The organism is Pseudoleptotrichia goodfellowii, assembly GCF_007990505.1.
Lineage (GTDB): Bacteria > Fusobacteriota > Fusobacteriia > Fusobacteriales > Leptotrichiaceae > Pseudoleptotrichia > Pseudoleptotrichia goodfellowii.
On the sequence record NZ_AP019822.1, the window covers coordinates 1823844 to 1838527 of the forward strand.

Sequence of the window (14684 nt, forward strand, 5' to 3'; positions counted from 1 at the left end):
AAATTTTTTTAGACTCAATTTTTCCATTTTTTGAGCCTATAAATTTTTTTAGACTCAATTTTCTCATTTTTTAAGCCTATAAATTTTTTTAGACTCAATTTTCTCATTTTTTAAGTCTATAAGTTTTTATTATTTAAAAATATTAAGATATTCATTCATAATATAAATTCGATTACGGGTATTTCCTGTCATTTCTATTATAAAGCCCTGTTTTAGCATTGATATAACTGCTCTATTAATTGTTGCTTTGCTTATTTCCAATTTTGTTACTAATTCAGAAGTTTCCTGAATAGGATTTTCATAAAAACTTGAAAGTATTTGTCTTATATTTTGGCTTTTTCCTGATATTTTATCAATATTATTATTCATTTTTTCTACAAAATTAACAGCTTTTTCAAATTTTATTCTTGCAGATTTAGCAGTTTCAATAGTTGCTTTCAAAAAAAATATTATCCATTCTTCCATATTGTTATATAACCGGACACGATTTAAAGAATCATAATATTCTGTTCTGTGCTGCTCAAAATAATCGGAAATATAAAAACAAGGTTTGCTCAATAATCCTGAACTCAACAAATACAACGGTATTATTATTCTTCCTGTTCTTCCGTTACCATCTAAAAACGGATGAATGCTTTCAAACTGATAATGTATCATTGCAATTCTGATTAACTTCGGAACATATATCTCATCATTATGAATAAATTTTTCCATATCCGATATTAAATCCTGAATATGATGCTGAGCAGGCGGAACATAAACGGCATTGGAAGGCATACTTCCTCCAATCCAATTTTGACTTATTCTGTATTCTCCCGGAGTTTTTCTTTCTCCTCTTACACCTTTTATTAGCTCTCTATGAATTTCTTTTATTAATCTTGAACTCAACGGAAAATCTTCTTTTATTATTTTATCTACACTATACTGTAAAGCATCCACATAATTTTGCACTTCCTTTATATCGTTTCTTTTTTCGGGCGACACATCCTGTATAGGCATCAATTCTTCTTCAATAGAAGTCTGAGTTCCTTCTATTCTGTTCGATTTACTTGCTTCCATTCTAATATGCATTTTTATGTAAATATCTATATTAGGGACTAATTCAGAATAACTTTTTAAGTTTCCTATTTCCAAATTTGCCTCTTCCAATAAAATATTTAATTTTGGATTACTCCATTCCCATTGAAAATTTATTTTTGAAGGCAAAAAAGATTTGTAATCCTTATGATTTTCATATATTCCCGCTTTATAATTTTCTGCCTCATTTTCATTGATACGTTTATACATTTCTATCCTTTCAGAAAGTTGTATTTTAAGCTTTATTTTCTAAATTATATTTTTTATATTATAGCACGATTTTTTGAGAATTTTTACTTTTAAATTTCTCGAATCAAAAAAAGAGCATTTTTATAAGTATTTTTCTATTATTTGCTCTTTTTTACTTAAAATATCTATTTCAAATTTTTATTTTGATTCATACTAGGTTTCATCCGATTTATCATTTAACTTTAATAACATCATATCTTTTAATATATCCTCTAATTCCATCATCTTTTCTCTTGATATATATTTGTTTTGATGTATATTTTCTTTAAAAAAACTTATCCCTAACCAAATTGGATAAATAAATAGAATCAATATAAATATAAATACACTAAAATAAATTATACCTTTGTATACAACTAATGTTTCTTCAATAAGTTGAAGGATATTGTCTTTTTTTGACCATAATATATCACTCATTGATTTTAAATTCCAATGTTGTATTTTAAATAATATTACCGCATTAATTAATGTTATAGGAATTATTATCTTCCAATTTATTTTTATATCATATTCTCCTCTTATTTCTTTTATACGAGATAAAATTTCTTCTAAATTTTTAACTTCTACACTTACTTTATTCTTTTTTAATATTAGTTTTAATATATCTATTTTACTTTTTCTGTAATTATTTTTTTTATCTTGATATTCTTTCAAATTTATAACAAAATTATTTATCATAAAAATTACTGAAATAGCACATATTATAATAATTAATGAGTATGATATATCAGAATTATTTGGAACTAATATATTTTTTTTCAAATAAATAATAATAGATTTTGATATTTTTCCTGTTGAATAAATAATAATAAATAAATGACTTAATATTATTCCAAAATAGCATTTTAGAAATTTCTTTTTCTTTTTGTATTCTAATTTAGAAATTTCTAGTATTATTCCATTTAATATTAATAACGGAAAGATAATTAAAAATTTATAACTCATTGCCATTTCTGCTATTAAAAATATAATAATAGGTAATACTGATAAAAGTATATATAATAGTCTAAGAAAAAAAATTAAAAACTTTAAATAACGTTTTTTTAAATTAAAATTTTTATTTTCTATTTTATTGATTAAATTTATTAGAATAATATCTAATGTCACCATTATTATACAAAAGTTAATTTTACTATTTATTTTTTCTAAAATGAATAGAGTATGAGAAGCAAGTATAATTAAGATTAATGCAATAAATGAGCAAAATATGGCTTTTATGTCATTCTTGTAGTTTATTTTTTTCAATTCTTCAATAAAAAGTTCCCAGTTAATTCCAAAAATTGACACTTTACTATACTTGAAAAGTTTATAGGGCAACCAAAGTAAAAATAGTAAAACTCCTGTTAGTGTAAATATCATTAATAAACCTATTGTCATCTGATAATCTTTTACCTTTTCTTTTAAAATGTAAATTATGTTTATAAAACTAACTAAAAAACAGCAAACTAATAAGCTAATTATAAGTGTTTCTATTATTACTGACAATATTTTAACTTTCTTTTTATTATTCTTTCTTGTAATTCGATATAACTTTTGTTCTTCTTCGTTATAATCTATTATAATTTTATCTATAATGGTAAATTTTTCATATAATTTATGTCTCCATTTATCTATAAACATCTTTCATACCTCTTTATTAATAATTAAGATTAATGCTATTTTACTCTTCTCCTCCCAACATTCAAATTTTTCTCGGAAAAAGAAATAATTTGCTAAGTAAAAGTCGATGTTTGAGCCTTCAGGCGAGTTTTCGACTTTTACAAGCAAATTATGAACTTTTGACTTAGAAAAATTTGAGTTGGAAATTTTTTGCCTACTTTATTTACAAAAAAGTAGGGTTCAGTGATTTTTTATCCGCTTCTTTACAAAAAAGTGAAATCTACAACCTGTCACTTCTATACATTCTATACTCGATTTCAGGGAAAATGTTATCTCTGTATTCAATTTCATTTATCCAGCTTTCATCGAGCATTCCATTTTTAAAGTCTTCATATATTTTAAACAATCTGTGAATATGGTCGCTTATTTTTTTGTGTGCATATCCTACCATAGTTCCTGTAAACATTATAAATTCCCAGCAGGAAGTTTGTGCCATAAGCAGTTCTCTCGCTGCCTGATTTAAAGCCCTGTACTCCAGTTCATTTACAGGCTCACGCCCATTGGCAAGTTCTATCATTTTCTTTGCCGCTTTGTGCAAATGTCTGTACACATAATCGTTAGAACCGTCTATCCATACATCATAGTAACCGTTGGCTCCCCAACTGGACATACTTACATCAACAATCTGATTAGTCGGGTATCTTTCCAAATATTGATAAGGTGTTATTGTTGAAAAATTTGATTCGGCAGTGGCTCTGAACACCCATTCCAAAAAGATGGGACCTTCATACCACCAGTGTCCGTATAATTCCGCATCATAAGGGGAAATTACAATCGGCTTTCTATGTTTCATTTTTGAAGCTAAAAATTCTATTTGTTTTGATCTGTTGTGAACAAAGTTATACGCATGTTCTTTTGCTCTTCCGTAAGCAAGGTCGGGATCGTAACATGCTTTGAAACTTCCTTTTTTATCTGTAATTGCATGGTACTTTATCCCCATGTTTCTTCTTATTCCGTCACTATGCAAATAAGGCTTTACATATTCATAATCGAGTTCATACCCCGCATCTTTATGAAACTCTCTGTAAGCTCCGTCTCCGGGATAACCTATTTCCGAACTCCATACCTGTTCTGACGATTCCAAATCTCTTGCAAATGCAGCAACTCCGTTTTTTGTATAAACAGGCGAATAAATACCGTAAACAGGTCTCGGGTCACTGTGCATTATTCCGTGTGCATCCACAAGGAAATATCTTATACCGTGTTTTTCGAGAAATTTGTCCTGTCCCGGATAATATGCACATTCTGCAAGCCATATTCCTTTAGGATCTCTATTAAAGTTTTTCTGATAATCTTTTTTCGCCATGTAAATTTGTGCATTTACAGCTTCAGGATAATCCTTCATTAGCGGTAAAAAACCATGTGTAGCAGTAACGGGAATTATTTCCAGATTCCCCTGATCCTGAAATTTTCTGAATGCTCCCACCAAATCTCTTCCGCATTTATCTTCATATACGGATTTTGCTCTTTTATTGAACCACAAGTTATGATTTGCCACTTTCAGCATATCAGGATATTCTTTCAGTCTTTCTATTTCCAATTCACAAAATTCTATTAATTTATCCATATGTCTTATATATCTTTCTCTCAAAAGACTGTCATTAAGCATATTTACCAAAGTCCCCGACATTGTTAATGTTAAATTCCACGGAATACGATCTCTTGTAAGATTTTCAAACATTTCCAAAAGGGGAATGTATGTTTCGGTAATTGCTTCATACAGCCAGTCCTCTTCCAGAAACTCTTTATGTTCAGGGTGTCTTACATAAGGCAAATGGGCGTGTAATACTAAACTTAAATATCCGTTCATAACTTATTATCCTCCATCTTTATTTTTAAAATTTCTTTCATACTCTAAAAAGTGTATATATTATTTATACCATATTTTCAGTTTTTTTCAATACCTTAATTTTAATAAATTTAAAATTTTTTTACATTTTCCTTTTTCAGTTTTTGTTTTTGATTTAAAATCAATATTGTCAATTATTTCAATATCAAAAATTTTTTTTATTTTCTAAAAATTTTAAGCTTATTTCCTATAAACTTTACTTCAACCTGTTCATTTACTCCTTCTTCTCCGTCTATACTCACACCTATCTCCTCGTTTACTTTTTCAATAATACATCTTTTCGCTGTAAGAGTTCTCACATAATCGTTATTAATAAGATTGCTGTTTATTAAATCAAAAAGAATTTGAGGTATATCGAAAGGATTCTCGATATTTTTTACAATTATAATATTCATTAATCCGTCACTCACATCGGCATTATCGATTACTCCGTCAAATCCTCCTACGCTTTTTCCGTTTAAAATCATATACAGTATAGCCTTTTCGGATATACTTTCTCCGTTATCAAGGGTTATATTCAAATCAAATTTCTTAATATTTGTAAGTTCTCCAAGTCCTGTTATGTGATAAGCCGCTTTTCCTATGACTTTTTTCAGATTTTTATCTGTATTGTAAGAAATTTTTGTAAAAAGACCTCCTGCATAAGAAGACAGAAATATCGTTTTTTCATTTATCAGTCCGAAGTCTACAGGTTTTGCCGTACCGTGAATAATATTATCCAGCCATTTTTCTATATTTTCTCCCAAATCGAGAGATTTTGCCAAATCATTGGATGTTCCTGTAGGAAATATTGCCACGTCCGGGAAATCAATATTTTCCTTATAAAGCAAACTTAAACTTCTGCTCAATATTCCGTCGCCTCCTGACAAAATAAGAATGTCATATTTTTCTTTTTTCAGAATCTCCGTTAATATATCGTATTTTTCCCTTATACTGTAAAGTGTGAGTGTAATTCCTTTTTCCAATAACATTGATGCGATTAAATCAAAATTATTCAATATCATATCTGCATTACCCGACTTCGGATTATACACTAAAAGTGCTTTTTTCAATACATTTTTATCGCTCATTTATATCTCCCCGTTTATTTAAAATCAATTTTCATTAAATGCTTTCGGCTCATATCCGAAATTTAAAAAGTATTTTACTCCTTCTCCGGGTGTCTTAGCTACCCCTATATATCCCGGTCCTAAAGGAGTTCTCACTCCGAAACCTAAACCGTAACTTTCTTTTCTTTCTTTTCCGAAACTGAAACTTTTATCTGAGAAAGAAGCAACAGAAGCATTGACTCCTGCAAAAAAGAATCTTGAAATTTGATACTGAAAATTTAATTTCCCTATAAATATACTGTTTGCTCTCATCTTATCAGTAGGAAGTCCTGCAAATTCAAGAGAATACACGTCTTCCTGAAATCCGCCCGCTTTAGGCTTGTATGTTTCAGGAACTTTATCTCCCCGACTTGTTACATATACTGCACTCGGTGTCAATGTAAAATTTTTCCCAAAAGGAATATTTACTTCTCCTTTAACATACAGAGCATTAAAATCCGCATTTTTTGAATTTGAAGTCGTATATTCGGCTTTAAAATAAGTTCCTTTAGTAGGAAACATTATAGAATCTCTGTTATCCTGAGTAACGGATACTTCAAAATACGGAAATCTTATTTTTTGGTCTGATTTTTCATCAGAATTTCCATTGACATGAGAAGTCTGATATCCTCCACTCAAAATCAAAAGAGTACTTCTGCTTAATTCCACACCTATTCCAAGATTCGTTTTAATTCTTCTGTTATTAAAGCTGTATTTATTTCCATTATAATATTGATTTTTTATAATATCCTTCTTAAAATCAAATGTTCCTATGAGCAAAATTCTGTTATCTTTTCCCATAGACATTATTCCTACTCCGTTAACACCATGTTCATTGGCAATAGTAGCTCTCAACATGTATCTTGTATCTATATTGTTTATTGTCCGATTTCCCTGAACTCCTATATTTGAAGTTGCCAAGTCTTCGTTATTCACATTTCCCGATAAAGTCAAATAATTTCCGGCTTTTTCCTGAACATTTATTACTAATGTATCGCTATTTTTTATCTCAAAATAAACTGTGGAAAAATTTCCGTTTTTATATAAATCGTTAACTATTTTTTCCATATCTTTTCGGTTCATTTTACCTAAATTTTTAGGTATATATCTGTCAAAATAATCACTTTTATATTTTTTATTTCCTTTGATTTCGATATTTTTTATATAATACTCTTCTTTCCAGCTTTTTCTGAATTCTTTTCTTTTTTCTTCCAGTTCGGCAAATTTAACAGGATCACTCAGTTTTCTTATACTTTCTATATTTTCCCTGGCTACTTTTTCCCCTGCGGCAATTATATCTTTCACTTTTTGAAAATCATAAGAACCTATTTTTTCGAGGTTCGGTGCCATATACAAATCAAGCATTCTTATTTGTCTTTCGACTTCCTGACGTCCTGCAATAGTCATAGAATCAGATATTACATCTACTATATTCAGTTTTTCGGGATTTCTTTTGGAAAATCCCTCTCCTACATTTACCCCTATTGTATAATCGGCTCCCAAAACTTTTACATCCTGAACAGGAAGATTTCTCACTACTCCTCCGTCTATATACAGTCTTTCTCCCGATTCTACAGGATTAAAGACTGACGGCAAAGACAAACTTGATCTTATCGCTGTTGCGATAGAACCTTTATCTATCATTACCCCTTCGCCTGTATTCAGATCCGTCGCAACAAGAGCAAATTTTTTCGGAAATTTTTTAAAATTTTCTATTCCTTCAGTACCGTAAAAAAGTTCATTAAGTTTTTCACTCGCACTTTTTCCTCCCACTGCTCCTGAAGGAATTTTAGGGATAAAGTTTTCTGTGGGAAGTGCTACGGTATTTCTGTCTTCTATTAAATTTCTGGATAGACCTTTTTCTTTTCTTTCTATTTTATCATCAAAAAGAGAAAGCCAGTCCATTTCTGTTGCAATTTTTTCAATTTCGTCAGGAGTATAGCCTACACTGTATAATCCTCCTATAATACTTCCCATACTTGTCCCTGTAACGTATTCCACAGGTACTTTTTCTTCTTCCAAAACCTTTAATACTCCTATATGAGCCAATCCTTTGGCAGTTCCTCCACTGAGAACCAGACCTATATGCTTATCTTCCTTGTTTTCTTCGGTATTTTCAATTTTTACTTTTTGATTTTCTTTCGGGACTTCATTTTCATTTTCTGAAAATACTAAATTTCCTAATAAAGTGAATATAAAAATTACATATATTATTTTTTTCATATTTACCGTACCTCTGTAAAATATTATATATTTTTGTATTTTTCAAAAGAATTAAAATTTTCAAAGTATGACTTTTCCATTTGAAGATAATAAAATACATTTTATTTTGAATTTTATAATTTCCACAATTTATCAACAAAATATTATTTCTTAATAACTTTTTCTTCTAAAAATTTCATAGCTTTCTGAACGTCAGCTTCATCGCCTTCTTCTTTTACATATTCTATATATTTAACTGTGTTGTCTTCATCTACTATCATTAAAGCCCTTGTTAATAAGCCTGCTTCTTTAATTAAAAAACCGTTTTGAATACCGAACTGATGATATTTATAATCGGAAACCGGTTTTAAACTGTTTATTCCGTTACTTGAACAGAATCTTTCCTGTGCAAAAGGTGTATCTACTGTTACTGAATAAAATTTCACCTCAAGAAATTTTTCTGCAGCAGTATTAAGCATTTTTGTCTGTATAGAACAAACTTTTGTATCAAGAGAAGGTGCTGTATATATAACTTTAACAGCTTTGTCTTCAAGTATATTTTTTTCTTCAAGTTTAGGACTTATAACCAAAGGAATCTCTTTTAATTTATCTCCTGTTTTTGTTTCTTTTCCCACAATAGTAATCGGTTTTCCGCCCATTGTTATTTTCAGTTCATTCTCCGATTTCAGCGTATCAAGATACTGAGTATACTGCTCATTTGTTCCCGACATTTTCTGCTCATTCTGCTTCGTCTTTCCGCATGAGATGATTACTATTCCCGCCAATATTACTGTTAAAATTCTTTTCATACTTATTTTCCTCTTTTCTTATTTATTATTTTTCCTTTTATAAAAGAAAAGCTCAATAAATTTTATTTAAAAATTGTATTGAGGTTTTTCTTCATAATTGTATTTTAAAACTATTTACTTTTTTTCTTCTTTGCAGAAGCTTTTTCCGTTTTTTTACTTTTTTCTTTTGTTTTCGAGCTTACTTTTTTATCTCCTGATTTTTTTGCTTTCTTCGATGTTTTATCGTCAGATTTTCTCCTTCTTTTGGATTCTCCTTCGGATTTTCTTCCTCTTGTTCTTTTTCCTTCAGAAGAACCTCCGCCTGATTGTCCTCCTGTCGCTTTTTCTACTAGAGGTTTAGAATCTTTTTTGGAATTTAAAGCTCTCATTATATACTCGGCTTCCTGTAAAGGAACTGTTATAAACGAGTATTTGTCCATAATTTTTATATCTTTTACTTTTCTTCCCGGTGTTTTCGCTTTTTTATTCAATAAGTCAAGAAGTCTTCCCGGATTGTAACCGTCTTTACTTCCAAGTGCTATAAACAATCTTGTTTTATCGTCTATTTTTACTTTGACATCTTCTATTTCACTGTAATTTTCAGGTAAAAACTCATCTTCATAAAAATGTCTTAAAAGAGAAGACAATACCTGTTTAGGATCTCTTCCTTCGATTAATTTATCTGCAAGTTCTTCATAACTTGTGTAATCTTCTTCTTTTATGATTTCGTCTATATACGCAATCAAGGCTTCTTTTTTAGCATTTAATATTTCTTCTACATTAGGTATAGTTTCTCTTTTTATGTCGGTTTTCGTAACTCTTTTTATTTGAGAAAGAGTTCTCGCTTCCCTCGGTGTAACAAAAGTTATTGCTATCCCTTTATGTCCCGCTCTTCCTGTTCTTCCTATTCTGTGAACGTAAGATTCAGCTTCCTGAGGTATGGAATAGTTTATAACATGAGTCAGATTGCTTACATCTATTCCTCTCGCCGCAACGTCTGTGGCAACAAGTATAGTCAATATTTTTTTCTTGAATAAATCAAGTGCTTTCTGTCTTAACCCTTGTGTAATATCTCCGTGAATACACTCAGCATCATAATTTCTTGCTTTTAATTTATTCGTAACTTCATCCACTTCGGACTTTGTACGACAGAAAACTATTCCGTAAAAATTCTGAGTGTAATCCAAAACTCTGCACAAAGCTTCAAATTTATCTTCCTGTTTTACTTCATAGTAAATCTGTTCAGTCAGATCCGTTGTCAATTCTTCTTTTTTAACTTTCAGAAGTTTGTAATCGTTCATAAATTTTTTAGCTATACTCATTATCGTTTTCGGAATAGTTGCGGAAAAGAATAGCATTTTTTTCTCATCGTTAGTTTCTTCAAGGATTAACTCTATATCTTCAATAAATCCCATATTAAGCATCTCATCAGCTTCATCTAATACGAAATAATCAAGATTGTTGACTTTCAATACTTTTTTTCTCATCAAATCCATAACTCTTCCCGGAGTTCCTACAACGATATCCACTCCGGATTTAAGTTTTTTAATCTGATTTTCTATTGATGCTCCTCCGTATACTGCCAAAACTTTTATATCTTTTTTCCCTTTCAGCGAGTATATTTCATCAGCTACCTGATTTGCAAGCTCTCTCGTAGGTGCCAATATCAAAGCTTTTACAGTTTTATCTGCTTCGAGCGTTTCCAGTATCGGTATACCGAAAGCCGCTGTTTTTCCTGTTCCTGTTTGTGCCTGACCTATTAAGTGTGTTCTTTCTTTTAATAATTCCGGTATCACCAGTTTCTGTATATCACTCGGTTCTTCAAAACCTTTTTTTTCCAACGCATTAAGTACTTCCTGACTTAATCCGTAATCTTCAAATCTTTGCATTTTACTTTTTTACCTTCTTTCTATTTCTCTATTCTGATTATTTAATATCCTATATTTTACCAAATATCTCTGTTAATATGTTTTTCAGTCACATTATTTTATTTTTAATAAAATTGATACAAATTATTATATCATATTTTTCTCTTTTATGCTTGGAAATTTTTTATATTTCGGATAATAAAAATCGACAGACGAAATATTTTTATAATATTTGAAATCTGTCGATTTTTAAGTATTTCATAAAAAAATTATTTTCCCCCTTACTGTTTTTTCCCTAAAACATATACCTCTTCTTTTTTCACTTTTCCGCTTTCATCATAGAATATCCACTTGCCGTCTTCTTTTCCCCCTTTATAATTCCCCTCTACTATCTTCACTCCCTTATCGTCATTTATCACTACAGGCCCGTTTAACTGTCCGTCCAGATACGAGAATGTCGTCGATATTTTTCCATTATCAAAATACACCGTCCATGTTCCTGACTCTTTTCCGTTCTTAAATTCAGACTCAAGTTTTTTATTTCCGCTTTCATAATATTCACTCTGTTTTCCGTCTTTTAATCCCTTAACAAAGTTCATCTTCTTACTTTCTTTTCCGTTTTGATAATAATATACCCATTCTCCTTCAGGTAAGCCCTCCTTAAACTTCGATACTACCTGCTTTTGTCCACTCTCATAATATACAGTATACTCCCCTTCTTCCTTTCCATTTACATACGTTGCTGTTACTTTCGGTTTATTCCCCTTATAATATTCCTTGTAACTTCCATCAAGTTTTCCATTTTTAAATGTCTGATCTACTGCTACCTGTCCGTCATCATAATATACATTTACTTTACCTTCGTATTTATTATGCTTAAATGTCCCCTTTTCTTTTTCTTTTCCATTTTCATAATATGAACGGGCTTCTCCCTCTTTAGAGTTTCTTTTAAAGTTTACTTTGGATGCCAACTGTCCATTCTCATAATACAGTTTTACTTCTCCTTCAAGTAATCCGTTTTTGTAATTGCCTTCTTCACTTACTTTGCCGCTTTCATAATATTTCTTGTAGTTGCCTACAGGCTTGTCATTCTCATAAGTAAATTCCTGCTGTACTTTTCCTGAAGGATACAAATATACCCATTTTCCTGTCTTTTTTCCATCCTGTGTATAATGAAGGTCTGCAAGTTTTACTCCTGTATCGTATACTACTGCTATATCTCCTACAAGTTTATCATTCTTATAGTTTCCGCTCTCTCTTACCTTACCGTTTTCATAATTTATCTTATATGCTCCTTCTCTTTTTCCGTCCACATAATTTACTTCTGTTTCTACATTTCCGTTAAGATAATATGCTTTATACATGCCGTCAAGTTTTCCGCCTTTATACGTTCCTTCAGCTCTTACTTTGCCGTCTTCAAAATATACTTTGTAAGGTCCTTCTTCAAGGTTATTTGAATATATCTTTTCTATTAATGTTTTATCTTCTTCATCATATACAAGCCATTGTCCTTCTCTTTTATCATTTACAAAGGCTCCTTTTCCTATGACTTCTCCTACTTTGTTGTAATAGAAATAGTTCCCTTCTCTTAATCCCTGTGTGTAAGGTATTCTTTCTTTTATCTTTCCGTTATCATAGTAATATATTGTTTCTCCGTCTCTTTTTCCTTCGTTGAATTTTATTACCTGACTTACATTCCCGTTTGCATATGTTTCTGTATATGTTCCTGTATAAGGTTTTTTATCTTTAGTTGATATTGCTGTTTCTGTTTCTCTTTCGTTATTTTTGTATGTTGCATTTATTTCTATACTTCCGTCTTTTCCGTACCAGTTATATTTTCCTTCTATTTTGTCATCTTTTACATTGTATACTTCTTTTAGCTTTCCTGTTTCATAGTAAGTTTTCACTTCTCCTTCTATACTTCCGTCTTTTGATGTTTCTATCATTACTATCTTATCATCTTCATCTCTTGTTATTACTTTTCCGCTGTAAGGCTTTTCTTCCCCGTACTCATACAATTTTTCATCTATTACCTGCAAATCTTCTACTTCCACTCCCTGCGGTTTTGTCTTGTTTACATCTTCATCCTGTTTTGTTCCGCAACTTATTGCCAGTATTAACAATGTTAAAAACATTAATATCTTTTTCATCTCTTCTCCTTTTAGAATGTTGTCGATACTGTTACATAACCCCTATGGGATTCTGCTTTTGTAAGACTTCTTCCTTTATCTGTTTTGGCTATCCCTGCATCAAGCGTTACTTTTTCTCCGTAATATCTTAATCCCAATGAATAGCTTGACAATGTTCCTATTCTTCCTTTTTTATCTCCGTATTCGTTATAGTTGTTTCTTACTTTTCCCAAATCTGCTTCCATATACGGCCTTATTTTATACATAAACTGACCTAATTTACTTTCACTGCTTGGAAGTATGTAGCTTAACTCAAGTTTTGTACTGTATCCCATATCTCCAGACACACTCACAGGAAAGCCTTTTACAGTATCAAATCCTCCTATACTGTATTTTTCTGTTGAAAATAATGCATCTTTGGAATATTGTCCATTAAATGATGCTCTTAAAGTTATCCCCTGATTCTTAAAGTAAAAAGGTTTATAGTAACTCAAATTAAGATTTACTTTCCCAAACTGATATCTGTTATCTGAAGGTTCTATATTTTCTGTCGGCAATGTTCCTGCATTAAATGAATTATCTTCATTTGCTCTGAATCCTTTCAATCCTTTGGAATACGATAATGAATATGATGCTATCCCTTTAAACGGTTTAAACATTCCGTTTATTCCTATACTTCCCGCTGTTATATTTCTGTCCTGCGTTTCAAGTCTTCGTTCTGCTAAATATGTTCTTTCTCTTTTTACATCAAGACCCATTGTCAGGTTAAGTTTCATATTTGCATCTCTATACAGCAGTTTTGATGTATTTAAACTGTACTGTCTGCTTTTGGATATGGATGTATATTCTGTCGTATTTCCCAATATTAAACTTTTATCTTTGGTACTGTTGTATGACAGACCGAAACTCCAGCTCTTAAACGGAAACGAATATCCGAATGAATAACTTTGGGAATAATCGTCCGTATGGTCTCTTCTTTTTGCAAGTTTTCCCATATCCCCTCTATAGGACAAATATATATTGTCATTTATTCCGAACAGATTATCATATTCTATTGTTGCTTTATATCTTTGTTTTTCTGTTTGTGTATCTTCATAGTTTAATATGAATCTGAATGGTTTTTCTTTTTGGGATTCTATTATTATTTTTGAGTATCCCTGTTTTGTTCCTGGTACTATATTTATTTTTGAATTGTTTGATTCCACTCTGTTCAGGTTGTCTATTCCGTTATCTATATGGGATATATTTAGTACTTTTCCGTTTTCATTGGTAAAGGCAAAAAATATCTTTCTTTTATCTTTGGCGGTATCCTTGTCAAGAACTACTTCTTCTATCTTCCCTTCCAATACTACAAGTTTTACTTCTCCTGATGACTGTATATTCTGATCAGGTTCAAGATAAACTCTTGTTGTTATATATCCTTTTTTCATATACTCATCATTTAATTTTTTTACAAGTGCTCTTAAATCGAATATATTTATATCAGTATCTTTATATTCGTTTATTATTTTATCTATCTTTTTAGGATTTGCCAACGGTTTTATTGAAGATGTAGGTCTTTTTAATGTTATTTTCTTTACATGAAACTTCGGTAACCCTTCTGTATCCACATTTGCATCAGGTTCTTTTATTTCTTCCTGTAAATCTATCAGTCTTCCGCCTTCAAAAAACTCCCTTTGGTTCTTAGGGAGTTCGTTTTTAAGTATTTTTCCTTCGGAATATGAAATACTGTTTACTGTCAGTATTAAGCTAAGTACAAGCAATATTCTCTTCAT

At 30.5% G+C, this 14684-nt stretch carries 9 protein-coding genes; all 9 read right to left on the bottom strand.

The window, feature by feature from the left end; genetic code table 11:
• Window positions 1-129 precede the first annotated feature (129 nt).
• The 9 genes from FVE72_RS08920 to FVE72_RS08960 all read right to left on the bottom strand — a co-directional run bounded on the left by FVE72_RS08920 (window position 130) and on the right by FVE72_RS08960 (window position 14684).
• Complete coding sequence (locus tag FVE72_RS08920; protein WP_036056185.1) at window positions 130-1287, bottom strand: Fic family protein; 1158 nt, start codon at window positions 1285-1287, stop codon at window positions 130-132.
• 192 nt (window positions 1288-1479) lie between these two features.
• A complete protein-coding gene (locus FVE72_RS08925) occupies window positions 1480-2946 on the bottom strand; it encodes a hypothetical protein (RefSeq protein ID WP_026738076.1) in 1467 nt (488 codons plus the stop codon).
• Window positions 2947-3205: 259 nt separating this feature from the next.
• Window positions 3206-4795, bottom strand: a complete 1590-nt coding sequence (locus tag FVE72_RS08930; protein ID WP_026738077.1) for a glycoside hydrolase family 57 protein — start codon at window positions 4793-4795, stop codon at window positions 3206-3208.
• A gap of 197 nt (window positions 4796-4992) precedes the next feature.
• Window positions 4993-5904, bottom strand: coding sequence for a diacylglycerol/lipid kinase family protein (locus FVE72_RS08935; RefSeq protein WP_051411782.1), 912 nt, complete (start codon window positions 5902-5904; stop codon window positions 4993-4995).
• Between the two features lie 24 nt (window positions 5905-5928).
• Window positions 5929-8145 carry a patatin-like phospholipase family protein gene (locus FVE72_RS08940; protein ID WP_081724206.1) on the bottom strand — a complete coding sequence of 739 codons (2217 nt, stop codon included), beginning with the start codon at window positions 8143-8145 and terminating at the stop codon, window positions 5929-5931.
• Window positions 8146-8288: 143 nt separating this feature from the next.
• Window positions 8289-8933 carry a thiol peroxidase gene (gene tpx, locus FVE72_RS08945; protein WP_026738080.1) on the bottom strand — a complete coding sequence of 215 codons (645 nt, stop codon included), beginning with the start codon at window positions 8931-8933 and terminating at the stop codon, window positions 8289-8291.
• A gap of 110 nt (window positions 8934-9043) precedes the next feature.
• Entirely contained in the window at window positions 9044-10801 is a 1758-nt protein-coding gene (locus FVE72_RS08950) for a DEAD/DEAH box helicase (RefSeq protein ID WP_051411783.1), read from the bottom strand.
• Window positions 10802-11061: 260 nt separating this feature from the next.
• A complete protein-coding gene (locus FVE72_RS08955; protein WP_026738081.1) occupies window positions 11062-12930 on the bottom strand; it encodes a toxin-antitoxin system YwqK family antitoxin in 1869 nt (622 codons plus the stop codon).
• A gap of 11 nt (window positions 12931-12941) precedes the next feature.
• Window positions 12942-14684: a ShlB/FhaC/HecB family hemolysin secretion/activation protein gene (locus tag FVE72_RS08960; RefSeq protein ID WP_026738082.1), complete on the bottom strand. Its 1743-nt coding sequence runs from the start codon at window positions 14682-14684 to the stop codon at window positions 12942-12944.

What these genes read in the sequence shown, in the direction of transcription:
- FVE72_RS08950 (WP_051411783.1), bottom strand. Translation starts at nt 10,801, where the DNA reads ATGCAAAGATTTGAAGATTACGGATTAAGTCAGGAAGTACTTAATGCG.
- FVE72_RS08960 (WP_026738082.1), bottom strand. Translation starts at nt 14,684, where the DNA reads ATGAAGAGAATATTGCTTGTACTTAGCTTAATACTGACAGTAAACAGT.
- FVE72_RS08925 (WP_026738076.1), bottom strand. Translation starts at nt 2,946, where the DNA reads ATGTTTATAGATAAATGGAGACATAAATTATATGAAAAATTTACCATT.
- FVE72_RS08955 (WP_026738081.1), bottom strand. Translation starts at nt 12,930, where the DNA reads ATGAAAAAGATATTAATGTTTTTAACATTGTTAATACTGGCAATAAGT.
- tpx (WP_026738080.1), bottom strand. Translation starts at nt 8,933, where the DNA reads ATGAAAAGAATTTTAACAGTAATATTGGCGGGAATAGTAATCATCTCA.
- FVE72_RS08940 (WP_081724206.1), bottom strand. Translation starts at nt 8,145, where the DNA reads ATGAAAAAAATAATATATGTAATTTTTATATTCACTTTATTAGGAAAT.
- FVE72_RS08930 (WP_026738077.1), bottom strand. Translation starts at nt 4,795, where the DNA reads ATGAACGGATATTTAAGTTTAGTATTACACGCCCATTTGCCTTATGTA.
- FVE72_RS08935 (WP_051411782.1), bottom strand. Translation starts at nt 5,904, where the DNA reads ATGAGCGATAAAAATGTATTGAAAAAAGCACTTTTAGTGTATAATCCG.
- FVE72_RS08920 (WP_036056185.1), bottom strand. Translation starts at nt 1,287, where the DNA reads ATGTATAAACGTATCAATGAAAATGAGGCAGAAAATTATAAAGCGGGA.